This window comes from Bradyrhizobium sp. Ai1a-2 (assembly GCF_000426245.1).
In the GTDB taxonomy this organism is placed as follows: domain Bacteria; phylum Pseudomonadota; class Alphaproteobacteria; order Rhizobiales; family Xanthobacteraceae; genus Bradyrhizobium.
In genome coordinates this window covers 18992-32148 of the sequence record NZ_AUEZ01000038.1, presented here as the reverse complement: position 1 = coordinate 32148, position 13157 = coordinate 18992, and the positions used below count along the sequence as shown (strand labels likewise).

Annotated in this window: 14 protein-coding genes; 12 read left to right on the top strand and 2 right to left on the bottom strand. The window is 64.0% G+C overall.

Translation table 11 applies throughout. The features are described from left to right. Positions 1 to 177: 177 nt before the first annotated feature. The 12 genes from K288_RS0123265 (at position 178) to K288_RS0123210 (ending at position 11033) form a co-directional block, all read left to right on the top strand. Positions 178 to 654 carry a phasin gene (locus tag K288_RS0123265; RefSeq protein WP_027581725.1) on the top strand — a complete coding sequence of 159 codons (477 nt, stop codon included), beginning with the start codon at positions 178 to 180 and terminating at the stop codon, positions 652 to 654. A gap of 224 nt (positions 655 to 878) precedes the next feature. Then, positions 879 to 2165, top strand: a complete 1287-nt coding sequence (locus K288_RS0123260) for a DUF445 domain-containing protein (RefSeq protein WP_027581724.1) — start codon at positions 879 to 881, stop codon at positions 2163 to 2165. Positions 2166 to 2306: 141 nt separating this feature from the next. Then, positions 2307 to 3077, top strand: a complete 771-nt coding sequence (locus tag K288_RS0123255) for an alpha/beta hydrolase (RefSeq protein WP_027581723.1) — start codon at positions 2307 to 2309, stop codon at positions 3075 to 3077. Between the two features lie 113 nt (positions 3078 to 3190). After that, a complete protein-coding gene (paaX, locus tag K288_RS0123250; RefSeq protein ID WP_027581722.1) occupies positions 3191 to 4060 on the top strand; it encodes a phenylacetic acid degradation operon negative regulatory protein PaaX in 870 nt (289 codons plus the stop codon). A gap of 74 nt (positions 4061 to 4134) precedes the next feature. Further along, positions 4135 to 5127, top strand: coding sequence for a 1,2-phenylacetyl-CoA epoxidase subunit PaaA (paaA, locus tag K288_RS0123245; RefSeq protein ID WP_027581721.1), 993 nt, complete (start codon positions 4135 to 4137; stop codon positions 5125 to 5127). A gap of 10 nt (positions 5128 to 5137) precedes the next feature. Continuing rightward, the gene (paaB, locus tag K288_RS0123240) at positions 5138 to 5425 is read left to right on the top strand and encodes a 1,2-phenylacetyl-CoA epoxidase subunit PaaB (RefSeq protein WP_027581720.1); all 288 of its coding nucleotides are present in this window, start codon (positions 5138 to 5140) and stop codon (positions 5423 to 5425) included. A gap of 108 nt (positions 5426 to 5533) precedes the next feature. Continuing rightward, on the top strand, positions 5534 to 6310 hold the full coding sequence (gene paaC, locus K288_RS0123235; RefSeq protein ID WP_027581719.1) for a 1,2-phenylacetyl-CoA epoxidase subunit PaaC: 777 nt from the start codon (positions 5534 to 5536) through the stop codon (positions 6308 to 6310). Next, complete coding sequence (paaD, locus tag K288_RS0123230) at positions 6304 to 6807, top strand: 1,2-phenylacetyl-CoA epoxidase subunit PaaD (protein WP_027581718.1); 504 nt, start codon at positions 6304 to 6306, stop codon at positions 6805 to 6807. Before paaC ends, paaD begins: the two co-directional genes overlap by 7 nt. Before the next feature lie 118 nt (positions 6808 to 6925). Beyond that, positions 6926 to 8005 (top strand): 1,2-phenylacetyl-CoA epoxidase subunit PaaE, encoded by a 1080-nt coding sequence (gene paaE, locus K288_RS0123225; protein WP_027581717.1) that lies wholly within the window; start codon positions 6926 to 6928, stop codon positions 8003 to 8005. A 124-nt stretch (positions 8006 to 8129) separates the two neighbouring features. Continuing rightward, positions 8130 to 8594, top strand: coding sequence for a hydroxyphenylacetyl-CoA thioesterase PaaI (gene paaI, locus K288_RS0123220; RefSeq protein WP_027581716.1), 465 nt, complete (start codon positions 8130 to 8132; stop codon positions 8592 to 8594). 24 nt (positions 8595 to 8618) lie between these two features. Next, complete coding sequence (gene paaK / locus K288_RS0123215) at positions 8619 to 9944, top strand: phenylacetate--CoA ligase PaaK (RefSeq protein ID WP_027581715.1); 1326 nt, start codon at positions 8619 to 8621, stop codon at positions 9942 to 9944. 84 nt (positions 9945 to 10028) lie between these two features. Beyond that, a complete protein-coding gene (locus K288_RS0123210) occupies positions 10029 to 11033 on the top strand; it encodes a zinc-binding alcohol dehydrogenase family protein (protein ID WP_027581714.1) in 1005 nt (334 codons plus the stop codon). 55 nt (positions 11034 to 11088) lie between these two features. Here the strand turns inward: K288_RS0123210 and K288_RS0123205 are convergent, their stop codons facing one another. Both K288_RS0123205 and K288_RS0123200 read right to left on the bottom strand, forming a co-directional pair. Continuing rightward, entirely contained in the window at positions 11089 to 12315 is a 1227-nt protein-coding gene (locus tag K288_RS0123205) for a bifunctional alpha/beta hydrolase/OsmC family protein (RefSeq protein ID WP_027581713.1), read from the bottom strand. A gap of 171 nt (positions 12316 to 12486) precedes the next feature. Continuing rightward, positions 12487 to 13152 carry a sulfite oxidase-like oxidoreductase gene (locus tag K288_RS0123200; RefSeq protein WP_027581712.1) on the bottom strand — a complete coding sequence of 222 codons (666 nt, stop codon included), beginning with the start codon at positions 13150 to 13152 and terminating at the stop codon, positions 12487 to 12489. Between the last annotated feature and the right edge of the window lie 5 nt (positions 13153 to 13157).

Sequence of the window (13157 nt, the reverse complement as noted above, 5' to 3'; positions counted from 1 at the left end):
CAGCCTGCCGCCCGCCGGACGGGCAAGCTGCCTACTATCGTAGCTGTTCACGGATTTGTGATATTGCAACGCACAATTAATATTGCGGCGCACCATTAACCATGGCATAAGGATGACGCCCTGGGCCAGATCTGGACGGGGTGAGCCCATAGCTCTAACCGAGGATGGAGAGACCCTATGACCACTGAGACCAATTCCGTGTTTGATAGTGTCAAGCAGGCGTTTGCGCCTGTGACTGAAGCTTTTAACAAGCTGCAGAACCTGGAAGTGCCGGAAGCCGCCCGTGAGTTCGTGAAGAAGCAGGCCGAGACCGCCAAGGTTCGTGCTGCTGACCTGCACGCCGGCTCTGAGAAGGTGACCGCCGTGATCGAAACCGCCGTTTCCGGTTCGGTTTCCGAGGCCGCCAAGATCAGCCGCAATATCCAGGAAGCGATCTATCAGGATGCGGAAGCGTTCTTCAACGGTATCGACAAGCTGGCTTCCGCCAAGTCGCTGAACGAGGCGGTGCAGATCCAGTCGGACCTGGTGCGTGCGCGTGGCGAAGTGTTCGTCTCGCGGGCCAAGGCCACGACCGAATATCTCGGCAAGCTCGTCACCGAAGGTGCGAAGTCCGCGCAGGACAATTTCGGCAAGGTCTACGGCAAGACCGCCTGATCGTATCAGGCCTGCCAACTTTTTGGTTTTCCGAAGGGCCCGCCGGTTGCGGGCCTTCTTTTTTGACTTCCGTTCCCATACATCGTCGGTGTTGCGCTCTCCGTCATCGCGAGGAGCGGTATCGATGAAGCAATCCATCCTTCTCCTGTTGAGACATGGATTGCTTCGCTTCGCTCGCAATGACGGCTACTGTGCCTCGACATGAATCTCTGCGCGAAAGCGTCATGACCCTTCCCGCCACCTTCACCCTCGTCACTCCCGCCGATGCGATCCGCGCGGCGGAGTTGCGGCGCGTGAAGTGGCTGGCGACCGGGGTGTTAGCTGCGACGTTCGTGCTGTTCCTCGCCGCGAAAGCGCTGTTGCCGGTGCATCCCGTGTTCGGCTTCATCGCGGCTTTTGCGGAAGCGGCGACGATCGGCGGGCTCGCCGACTGGTATGCGGTCGTCGCCTTGTTCAAACGGCCGCTGGGATTGCCGATCCCGCACACCGCAATCATCCAGAGCAATCAGGGCCGCATCGCCGAGAAGCTCGGCGAATTCATCGAGAAGAATTTTCTCGAAGCAGGGCCGGTGGACGCCAAGCTGCGCGAGATCGATTTCGCCGCCTTCATTGCCGACTGGCTGCGCGACCGCAAGCGCTCGACCGATCTCGCGCGCTTTGTGCTGCATCTCCTGCCAGAGGCATTCTCGGCAACGGAGAATTCGGGGTTGATGAAGTTCGTCAGCCGCCGCGTCACCGCGCAACTGCTGGCGATCGATCTGGCGCCCCTTGCCGCCGGCGCGCTGCGCGGCTTCGTGCAGGAGGGAAAGCACGAGGGCCTGCTCGACGACCTCCTGCGCGTCCTGCACCAGACGCTGACGACGAAGGAGACCATGGCGGTCATCCGCGACAAGGTCCGCGCGGAAATGCCGACGCTGCTGCGACTCTATCGCGCCGACAAGTTTGTCGTGAACCGGATCATCGCGTCCGCGACGAAGTTCTTCGAGGAGGTCCGTGACGATCCGAAGCATCCGTTCCGCGGCGAGTTCGACCGCATGCTGCTGTCGTTCGTCGAACGACTCGGCAGCGATCACGCCTTTGCCGATCGGATCAACCGATTGAAGCGCGATCTGTTGGCGCGGCCGGAGCTCGGAAGCCTCGCGCGCAACATCTGGGCGAACGTGAAGGACTTCATCGAGCGCAGCGCCTCGGGAGAGACGCAGGTGCTGCAGCAGTATATGGCCAGGATGTTCGTGGAGGCGGGCGAGGCGCTCGCCGGCGATGCCGAGCTGCGCGCCGAGATCAACGAGGGATTGGTCGCGATTCTGCGGACGGTGGTCGCCGAGCAGAAGAGCGGCGTTTCGACCTTCATCGCCGATCAGATGAAGGCCTGGGACATGCAGCAATTGATTTCGCTGCTCGAAATCAACGTTGGCAGGGACCTGCAATATATCCGCTTCAACGGCTCGCTGATTGGCGGCCTTGCCGGGTTGATCCTGTACACCATCGAATACCTGCTGCGGCTCGTGTGACCGATCGGGCACGCGGGCGTTTTTGTTGTGATCTGTGTGATCTGGTTCGCTTGAAAGAAGAGGACCGTTTCCCTAACTTTAATTGCCCATTGATCCATTGGCCGGCTGCTGCAGTGCGAAGGCCGGAGCGAAGGAGATACGATGTCCCTTGCCGCGGAGACGCTTCGCCCGCCGTCCAGGACGCTGATGCTGCTGGAGGGGCGCGCTATCCACGAACTCGGCGCCTTACTCGGTGTCCTGCCGCTGTTGAGCCTCGCGCCGCGCGGCGATGGCCATCCGGTGCTGGTGCTGCCGGGCCTGGTCGCATCCGATCTCTCGACGCGGCCGCTCCGCGAGTTCCTGAGCAGCAAGCGTTATGCGGTGAGCGGTTGGCGCCAGGGACGCAATCTCGGCCTGCGTACGGGCGTGCAGCAGGGGATGGTCGATCTCGTGCAGGAGATGAACGACACCCATGGCCGCAAGGTCTCGCTCGTCGGCTGGAGCCTTGGCGGCCTCTATGCGCGCCAGCTCGCCAAGATGATGCCGGAACGCGTGCGGCAGGTGATCACGCTCGGCAGCCCGTTCGCCGCCGGGCCGAAATCGACCAACGCTTGGCGCGTCTACGAGATCGCGAGCGGCCGCCGCGCCGACGAAGAGGATCCGCGCTTCGGTGGATCGCTGGCCGACGCGCCTCCGGTGCCGACCACGGCGATCTTCAGCCGCACCGATGGCATCTGCGCCTGGCAGGGCTGCCGCGAACAGGCCTCGGCGATGTCGGAAAGCATCGAAGTCGAGAGCAGCCATTGTGGCATGGGCCACCATCCCGCTGTCGTCTATGCGGTCGCCGATCGGCTGGCGCAGCGTGAAGGGGAGTGGACGCCATTCGATCGCGGCGGCTGGCGCAGCGTGCTTTATCCCGATCCAGACCGGTAGTTCTTCACCTCGCCCCGCCCTTGCGGGAGAGGTTCGTCTCGGCCCCGCAAGAGCGGGGCGAGGGAGCAGAGCAACATTGTCGCACACGCGCGAAACGCGGTATGCGTGGACGCATGCCGCAGCCGCTTGACCGCATCATCGACCAGTTGAAGCGCGAGCCGTCGCGCACCGGCTCGATCGTCATCACCGTGTTCGGCGACGCCATCGTGCCGCGCGGCGGCTCGGTGTGGCTCGGCACGCTGCTGGATTTCTTTGCTTTCCTCGACATCGATGGCGGCGTGGTGCGCACCGCGATGTCGCGGCTCGCGGCCGATGGCTGGCTCGAGCGCAACAAGGTCGGTCGCAACAGCTTCTACCGATTGAATGAGAGAGGGCGGCAAACCTTCGACACCGCGACCAGGCACATCTATGATCCGCCGCCGTCTGACTGGACCGGGCGCTTCGAATTGCTGCTGATTGGCAATGGCGAGGACCGCGATGCCGCGCGCGAGGCGCTGAAGAACGCCGGCTTCGGCACTCCATTGCCAGGCGTGTGGGTCGCGCCGTCGGGTGCGCCGATCCCCGATGAGGCCTCCAGCGCCATTCGTTTGGAAGTCTCGGCCGAAGATGAAAACGGGCGGCGGCTGCTCAGCGAGAGCTGGCCGCTCCATCGCACTGCGGACGCCTATCAGAAGTTCATCAGGGCGTTCGAGCCGCTGCGCGCCTGGCTCGCGCGCGGCGAGGAACTCACCGACGCCGACGCTTTCACCGCCCGCATCCTGCTGATCCACTACTACCGCCGCGTGGTGCTGCGCGATCCGCTGCTGCCGACCGCATTATTGCCGACGGACTGGCCGGGGAGTGCGGCGCGAAAGCTCTGCGGCGAAATCTATCGCGGCGTCCTTGCCTTGTCCGAACAATGGCTTGACCAGCACGCGACCAATGAGGACGGCCCGCTGCCGAAGCCCGGCGCGGAACTTTCCCGGCGATTTGAGGGGGTGTAAATATGTTACAAAAATGCTTGCAACACTTCAAATTTTGATATACATCAAAGACAATAAATTTCGGGAGGTCGGGCATGTACACGCAGGCGCTGAATACGTCTGACGCAGATGACCGCAATGTCGAGGACGCCGCGCGCGCCGCCGCGTTCCAGGCGCGCATCGATGTCGATGAGCGCATCGAGCCGAACGACTGGATGCCCGCAGCCTATCGCAAGACGCTGACGCGCCAGATTTCCCAGCACGCTCATTCCGAAATCGTCGGCATGCTGCCTGAGGGCAACTGGATCACGCGCGCCCCGACGCTGCGCCGCAAGGCCGCGCTGCTGGCAAAAGTGCAGGACGAATGCGGCCACGGGCTCTACCTCTATGCCGCCGCCGAGACGCTCGGCACCTCGCGCGAAGAGCTCGTCGACGCGATGCTGGCGGGCAAGGCCAAATATTCCTCGATCTTCAATTATCCGACGCTGACCTGGGCCGATATCGGCACGATCGGCTGGCTGGTCGACGGCGCCGCGATCATGAACCAGATTCCGCTGTGCCGCTGCTCCTACGGGCCCTATGCGCGGGCGATGATCCGTGTCTGCAAGGAGGAATCCTTCCATCAGCGCCAGGGCTTTGAAATCATGCTGATGCTGTGCCGCGGCACCGACGAGCAGAAGGCGATGGCGCAGGATGCGCTGAACCGCTGGTGGTGGCCGGTCCTGATGATGTTCGGACCGCCCGACAAGGTGAGCCAGCACAGCGACACCTCGACGAAATGGAAGATCAAGCGCTTCTCCAACGACGAGCTGCGGCAGAAATTCGTCGATGCGACTGTGCCGCAGGCGCAATTCCTGGGACTCACCATTCCCGATCCTGAAATGAAGCAGGACGAAGCCGGGTATTGGGTGCCCGGCCCGATCGACTGGGAGGAATTCAAGCAGGTGCTCGCGGGCAACGGCCCCTGCAATCGCGATCGCCTCGCCGCGCGCCGCAAGGCGCATGACGAGGGCGCCTGGGTGCGCGCGGCGGCGGCTGCTTACGCCGAGAAGCGCAAGCGCCGGCAGTTTGCACAGGCAGCCGAATAGGGAGGCCGGGATGGCCACGCCGAATAGTCCACTCTGGGAAGTCTTCATCCGCAGCCGCAACGGGCTCGCGCACAAGCATGTCGGCTCCCTGCATGCCGCCGACGCAACGCTGGCGCTGCAGGCTGCGCGCGATATCTACACCCGCCGCGGCGAAGGCCTCTCGATCTGGGTGGTGCCGTCGAGCGCGATCACCGCCTCCGACCCGGCCGAGAAGGGCATGATGTTCGAGCCGGCGGAGTCGAAGATTTACCGGCACCCGACGTTTTACGACGTGCCCGAGGAAGTCGGACATATGTAACTGTCATTGCGAGCGAAGCGAAGCAATCCATGTTGCCGCATGCCGAGACGTGGATTGCCTCGTCGCTTCGCTCCTCGCAATGACGAGTGAACAAGCAGGTGGATCGCCATGGCCGTTGCAAATGTTCAGGTCTCCGAAACGCCTCTCGTGCTCTACACGCTGCGGCGCGCCGACGATGCGCTGATCCTGGGCCACCGTCTGTCGGAATGGTGCGGACACGCGCCGACCCTGGAAGAGGACATGGCGCTTGCCAATATGGGGCTCGATCTCCTCGGACAGGCACGCGAGCTTTACAGCTACGCCGCCAAGGTCGAAAGCAAAGACAACGACGAGGACAAATTCGCCTATCTGCGCGATGTCAGGCAGTACCGCAATCTCCTGCTGGTCGAGCAGCCGAACGGCGATTTCGCCCGCACCATGGTGCGGCAGTTCTTCTATGCCGCCTTCGCCGATCTCTACTGGCGCGCGATGATGCAGTCGAAGGATGCGACGCTCGCGGCGATCGCGGCGAAATCCGAGAAGGAGAGCGCTTATCATCTCCGGCATTCGTCGGAATGGATCATCCGGCTCGGCGACGGCTCCGAGGAAAGCCATCGTCGCGCGCAGACGGCGATCGACGACCTCTGGTCCTTCACCGGCGAGATGTTCGCCGTCGACGACTCTGAGCGCGGCCTTATCGACGCCGGCATCGCGATCGATCCAGCGCCGCCGCATGCGCAATGGCTGAGGACGATCACCACCGTGGTGAACGAGGCGACGCTTGCCTTGCCCGCGAGCAACTGGATGCAGCAGGGCGGCCGCAGCGGCCGGCATAGCGAACATCTCGGTCATCTCCTCAGCGAATTGCAGTCGCTGCAGCGAACGTTTCCGGGGGCAACATGGTGACCGCTGTCATCAGCGACGTCGATCTGCGCCGGCGCGCCTGGGAGGCGGCTGCTCAGGTGGTCGACCCCGAGATTCCCGTGCTGACCATCGCCGATCTCGGCGTGCTGCGCGATGTCGCGGTTCATGATGGGCGGGTCGAGGTCGCGATCACGCCGACCTATTCCGGCTGTCCCGCCATGAACATGATCGCGCTCGAGATCGAGCTGGCGCTGGAGCGCGAGGGCATTCGCGGCCCGAAGATCCACACTGTGCTGTCGCCGGCCTGGACCACCGATTGGATGAGTGAGAACGGTCGTCGCAAGCTGAAGGAATATGGCATCGCGCCGCCGCTGCCCGGCAGCTCGCGCCGCGCGTTGTTCGGCCAGCAGCAGGTGGCGTGTCCGCAATGCGGCTCCGAAGACACAGAACTCCTGTCCGAATTCGGCTCGACTTCCTGCAAGGCGCTGTGGCGCTGCAGAAGCTGCCGCGAACCATTCGATTACTTCAAGTGTCATTGACCATGTTTGTTGTCGCACTCCGTCATTGCGAGCGAAGCGAAGCAATCCATGCTTCCACTTGCGGAGAGGTGGATTGCTTCGTCGCTTCGCTCCTCGCAATGACGGTGGGAGATAGTTGATGTCGCTCTCACCCCGCTTTCATCGCCTTGCCGTCCACGACCTGCGTCGTGAAACCGCGGACGCGATATCGATGACGTTTGCGATCCCGAGGGAGCTCGCTAGCGATTACAGCTTTGCGCCGGGTCAATACCTGACCCTGCGCACCACGCTCGACGGCGAGGAAGTGCGCCGGTCCTATTCGATCTGTTCCGGCCCAGACGATGGCGAACTGCGGATTGCCGTGAAGAAGGTCGACGGCGGCGCGTTCTCGAACTGGGCTGCGGAAGACCTCAAGGCCGGCGACGAGCTCGACGTGATGACCCCGACCGGCCGCTTCGGCGTCGCGCCGGCGCCCGAGGAGGCGCGGGTCCATGTCGGCTTTGCCGCGGGAAGTGGCATCACGCCGATCCTGTCGATCATCAAGGGCGTGCTGGCGCGCGAGCCACAAAGCCGCTTCTTCCTGTTCTACGGCAATCGCTCGACATCGGGCATGCTGTTCCTCGAAGAGCTGGAGGAATTGAAGGATCGCTTCATGCAGCGGTTTTCGCTGTTCCACGTCATCTCAGGCGAGGAGCAGGACATCCCGATCCTGCATGGCCGGCTCGACGGCGAGAAGGTGGGGGTGTTGCTGCGCTCGCTGGTGCCGGCGGCGAGCGTCGATCACGTCTTCATCTGTGGCCCGATCGGGATGAGCGAGGAGATCGAGGCGACCTGCCGTGAACTTGGCCTCGGCGATGACAAGATCCACGTCGAGCGCTTCGTCTCCGAGTTCGGCGGCAAGCCGCGGCCGAAAAAGATCGTGGAGCCGGGCGCGCCGCCGAAGGCACTGGCCTCGCTGATCATCGACGGCAAGCGGCGCGAAGTGCCGGTGGCGGACGGTGAGGCCATCCTCGATGCTGCGCTGCGCGCCGGCATCGACCTGCCCTTCGCCTGCAAGGGCGGCATGTGCTCGACCTGCCGCGCCAAGCTCGTCGAGGGCAAGGCGGAGATGGAGCTGAATTACTCGCTGGAGCCCTGGGAATTGCAGGCCGGTTTCATCCTGACCTGCCAGGCGCGGCCGTGCTCCGACAAGGTCGTGGTCGATTACGACCACGTGTGATCGTCATTCCGGGTTCGCTTCGCGCCCCGGAATGACGAGCGCAAGCGTTGACACCTTCGCCGCTGCGCCTCACAACTAACGCAACGAGGCCCCTTCCAACGGGCCCGGCGACAGGGAGTTGAACGTGAACGTCAAGGCCACGCTTTCGCCTGAAGACCTCGCGCGCGCCTGCGCCGAGGCGATGTGGAAGGAGGACGACGCCAGCAAGGGCCTCGGCATGGAGATCGTCGAGATCAAGCCGGGGCAGGCGACGCTTGCGATGACGATTGCGCCGCAGATGGTCAACGGCCAGCGCATCGCCCATGGCGGCTTCATCTTCACGCTGGCCGACTCCGCCTTCGCCTTCGCCTGCAACAGCCACAATGAACGCGTCGTCGCCGCGCAAGGCAGCATCACCTTCATCCGGCCCGGCAAGCTCGGCGACCGCCTGACCGCCACCGCGCGCGAGATCTCGCGCAGCGGGCGATCCGGAATCTATGACGTCCGCGTCACCGCAGGCGATGATGTGATCGCCGAATTCCGCGGCCACTCCCGCGTGATCGGCGGCACCTGGCTGCCGGCGGCGGACAACGAGACCAAGCAAAAATAGACATCAGGGAAACGCGCCACCGCCATGCCAAAGCTCAAGTCGACGGGAAGTGGTTACAGCGCCGAGATGGACGAGACCGAAAGCGCCTCGCGCGATGCGATCATGGCGCTGCAGACCAAGCGGCTCGCCTGGTCGTTGCAGCACGCCTATGACAACGTCGGGCATTATAAGCGCGCCTTCGATGCGGCCGGCGTGCGTCCGTTCGATTTCCGCGAGCTTTCCGACCTCGCGAAATTCCCGTTCACGGTCAAGACCGACCTGCGCGACAACTACCCGTTCAACATGTTCGCGGTGCCGCGCGAGAAGCTGGTGCGCGTCCACGCCTCCTCCGGCACGACCGGCAAGCCGATCGTGGTCGGCTACACGCAAGCCGATATCGACATCTGGTCGGACGTGATGGCGCGATCGATCCGCGCCGCCGGCGGCCGCCGCGGCATGATCATCCACAATGCCTACGGCTATGGCCTGTTCACCGGCGGGCTCGGCGTGCACTACGGCGCCGAGCAGCTCGGCTGCACGGTGGTGCCGGTCTCCGGCGGCATGACCGAGCGGCAGGTGCAGCTCATCAATGATTTCCGGCCCGACATCATCACGGTGACGCCGAGCTACATGCTGGCGATATTGGATGAGTTCAGGCGGCAGGGACTCGATCCACGAAACTCCTCGCTGAAGTTCGGCATCTTCGGCGCCGAACCCTGGACCAACGCGATGCGCGCCGAGATCGAGCACGCCTTCGACATGGACGCGACCGACATCTACGGCCTCTCCGAGGTGATCGGCCCGGGCGTTGCGCAGGAATGCGTGGAGAGCAAGGATGGGCTGCACATCTGGGAAGATCATTTCTACCCCGAAGTGATCGATCCCGAGACCGGACAGGTGCTCCCTGACGGTGAGAAGGGCGAACTGGTCTTCACGTCGCTGACCAAGGAAGCCTTTCCCGTGATCCGCTACCGCACCCGCGACCTGACGCGCTTGCTGCCGGGCACCGCGCGGCCGGGCATGCGGCGGATGGAGAAGGTCACCGGTCGCTCGGACGACATGATCATCCTGCGTGGCGTCAACGTGTTCCCGACCCAGATCGAGGAGGCGCTGCTTGCGACCGACTGGTGCGGCGGCCATTTCATCATCGAACTCTCGCGCGAAGGCCGCATGGACGAGATGACCGTGCTCGCCGAGGCCCGCCCCGAAAGCTGGGACGGCAGAGGCCTTGTCGTGCATGCCGAGAAGGTCTCGATCTTCATCAAGAACACGATCGGAATCACCGCACGCGTCCATGCCGTCGCCCCCGAAACCCTCGAGCGCTCGCTCGGCAAGGCCAAACGGGTTTACGACAAGCGGCCGAGGGGGTAACTCGCTTCAAGCGCGCCGCGCTCTCTCTACGTCATTGCGAGCGGAGCTGCTACCACCATCTTGTTGTAATGGACCAGCGCCCCGATGCCGACACCGAGCACCCAAACAATCCAAGCCCGCTGCGTTCGCCTGTTGGCGAAAGCTGACAACCCTGCCGCGCTTGCGCCGACCATCGAAACGCACGCGCTGACGCGCGCGGCGAATGAGGTGCTGATCGAGATCAAGGCTGCCGCCGTCAATCCCTCCGATGTGAAGGCCGCGACCGGGCTGATGCCTTACGCGGTGTTCCCGCGCACGCCGGGCCGTGACTATGCCGGCGTCGTGATCGACGGGCCCGAAGGGTGGATCGGGCGCGAGGTGTTCGGCTCGTCCGGCGATCTCGGCATTCGCCGCGACGGCACGCATGCGACGCATCTCGCGGTCGAGTCCGAGGCGGTGGTGGAGAAGCCGAAGGGGATTTCGTGGGAGGAGGGTGCGGGCATCGGCGTGCCCTTTGTTACCGCGACCGAGGGCTTTCGCCGTGCGCGGTTGCCAAAACCCGACGAGACCGTGCTGATCATGGGCGTCAACGGCAAGGTCGGGCAGGCGGCGGTGCAGATCGCCACCTGGCAAGGCGCGCGTGTCATCGGCGTGGTGCGCAAGAGCGAGCCCTATGAAGGACACAGCAACGCGAAGGTCGAGATGATCGATGCCTCAAGCACCAATGTGGCGGCGCGCGTGCGCGAGCTCACCGATGGCAAGGGCGCCGACATCGTCTTCAACACCGTCGGCGATCCCTATTTTCAGGCCGCGCACAAATCGCTGGCGCTGCGTGGGCGGCAGATCTTGATCGCGGCGGTTGACCGCATCGTGCAGTTCAATATCCTCGAATTCTATCGCGGCCAGCACACCTATGTCGGCATCGACACGCTGGGCCTGTCGTCGGTGGCGACCGGCGCGGTGCTGCGTGAACTCGGCCCCGGCTTCGCGAGCGGGCACCTGAAGCCGTTTCCGATCAAGGCGAGCGCGATCTATCCGCTGGAGCAGGCGAAATCGGCGTTCCTCGCCGTGGCCGGCTCGTCGCGCGACCGCGTCATCTTGCGGCCGTGAGCGCGAGAGGGGGCGCGGCGTCGCCGCGGAGACATCGCGTCACGCCAACTGCCGATCAATCCGCAGGCTTCGTCACGATGCGCACCTCTGACGTCAGCGTGCGGTGCACCGGGCACTTGTCGGCGATCTCCATCAGCCGCTTGCGCTGGTCGGCGTCGAGCGACGGGCCCTCGATCTTGATCACGCGGTCGATCTGGTCGAGCATGCCATCGCGCGTCTCGCACTCGGCGCAATCCTTCGCGTAGATCTTGCTATGCGTCAGCGTCACCGTGACGCGATCGAGCGGCAGCGCCTTGCGGTCGGCATACATGCGCATCGTCATCGAGGTGCAGGCGCCAAGTCCCGCGAGCACGAGATCGTAGGGGCCGGGACCTGAGTCCTCGCCGCCGACCGCGACCGGTTCGTCGGCCAGCAATCGGTGCGGGCCGGTGGTGACAATCTGCTGGAATTTGCTGTCGCGGGTCTCGCGCACCACGACATGGCGCGGCGCCTCGGTGCGATCTGCGGCAGGCCCGAGCACCGCAGGCCCGATATAGCGCTCGGACCAGGCCGTGATGACGTCGGCGGCATAGGTGGTGTCGCGCTTGTCGGTGAGGAGGTGATCGGCATCGGCGAGCGTGACGAAGCTCTTGGGGTGCTTGGCCGCGATGAACAGCTTGGTGGCGTTCTCGATGCCGACGGTGTCGTCGGTCGGCGCATGCATGATCAACAGCGCCTTGTGCAGCTTCGCGACCTGCGCCAGCAGATTCTGCTCGGCGACGTCATCGAGGAATTCGCGCTTGATGCGGAACGGGCGACCGGCGAGCGAGACCTCCACTTCGCCTTTCTCGCGGATGTTGTCGACCTGGTCCTTGAGCAAGTGGGTGACGTGGGCGGGATCGGACGGCGCGGCGATGGTGACGATGGCCTTCGCCTCCGGAATCTGCGCGGCAGCAGCGAGGATCGCAGCGCCGCCGAGGCTGTGGCCGATCAGGAGATCGGGCGCTTTGCGGCTTTCGCGCAGATGATCGGCGGCACGAACGAGATCGGCGACGTTGGACGAGAAGGTCGAATTGGCGAAATCGCCTTCGCTGGAGCCGAGCCCCGTGAAATCAAAGCGCAGCACCGCGATGCCTTTGGCGGCAAGCGCGACCGCAATGCGCTTGGCCGCCAGCACATCCTTGCCGCAGGTGAAGCAATGCGCAAACAGCGCATAAGCGTGAATCTCGCCGTCAGGCGTATCCAGCGCGGCGGCGAGCTGGTGTCCTTCCGAGCTTGCGAACTGGAATCGTTCAGTCGGCACGGCTACCCTCCATCACGGTTTTCTTCACCTCTCCCATAGGAGAGGTCGGCGCGCAGCGCCGGGTGAGGGGTTCAGGTCCCTCGTAGAACGTAACCCCTCACCCGAATTTCTCGCTACGCTCGAAATTCGACCTCTTCCTATGGGAGAGGTGAAGAACGCCACCGACAGCAGTCAGTCGCCTGAGTAACGTTCTTCCTTCCAGGGATCGCCGCGGTTGTGATAGCCGCGGACTTCCCAATAGCCCGGCGCATCCCGCGTGAGGAATTCGATCGCCTGCAGCCATTTGGCGCTCTTCCAGAAATAGAGATGCGGCACAACGAGCCGCACCGGGCCGCCATGCTCTTCGGTCAGCGGTTTGCCTGACCAGCTATGGGCCAGCAGCGCGTCCTCGGCGGCAAAATCCTCCAGCGCCAGATTCGTGGTGTAACCGTCGTAGGAATGCAGCACCACGAAATGTGCATCTTCATGCGGCTCGCAGGCAGCCAAGAGATCGCGGGTCGCAAGACCCTGCCACTGATTGTCGTAGCGCGACCAGGTGGTGACGCAATGGATGTCGGAGATGAATTGCGACTGCGGCTGCGCGGTGAACTGGGTCCAATCCCAGAACACCGGATGTTCAACTGCGCCATAGACGTCGAGCCGCCAACGCTCGCGGGAAATCTCCGGCGTCAATCCGAGATCGAGCGTCGGCCAGTCGCGGGTGAGATGCTGGCCCGGCGGCAGGCGCTGCTCCTCGGGACGCGAGATCCTGCCGGTGAGGAAGCGGCCCTCGCGTGCCCAGCGCTCCTTGCTGCGCGTCAGCTTGCTTTCCGGCGGCGGCTCCTGGTCGTCAGCCATTTGGC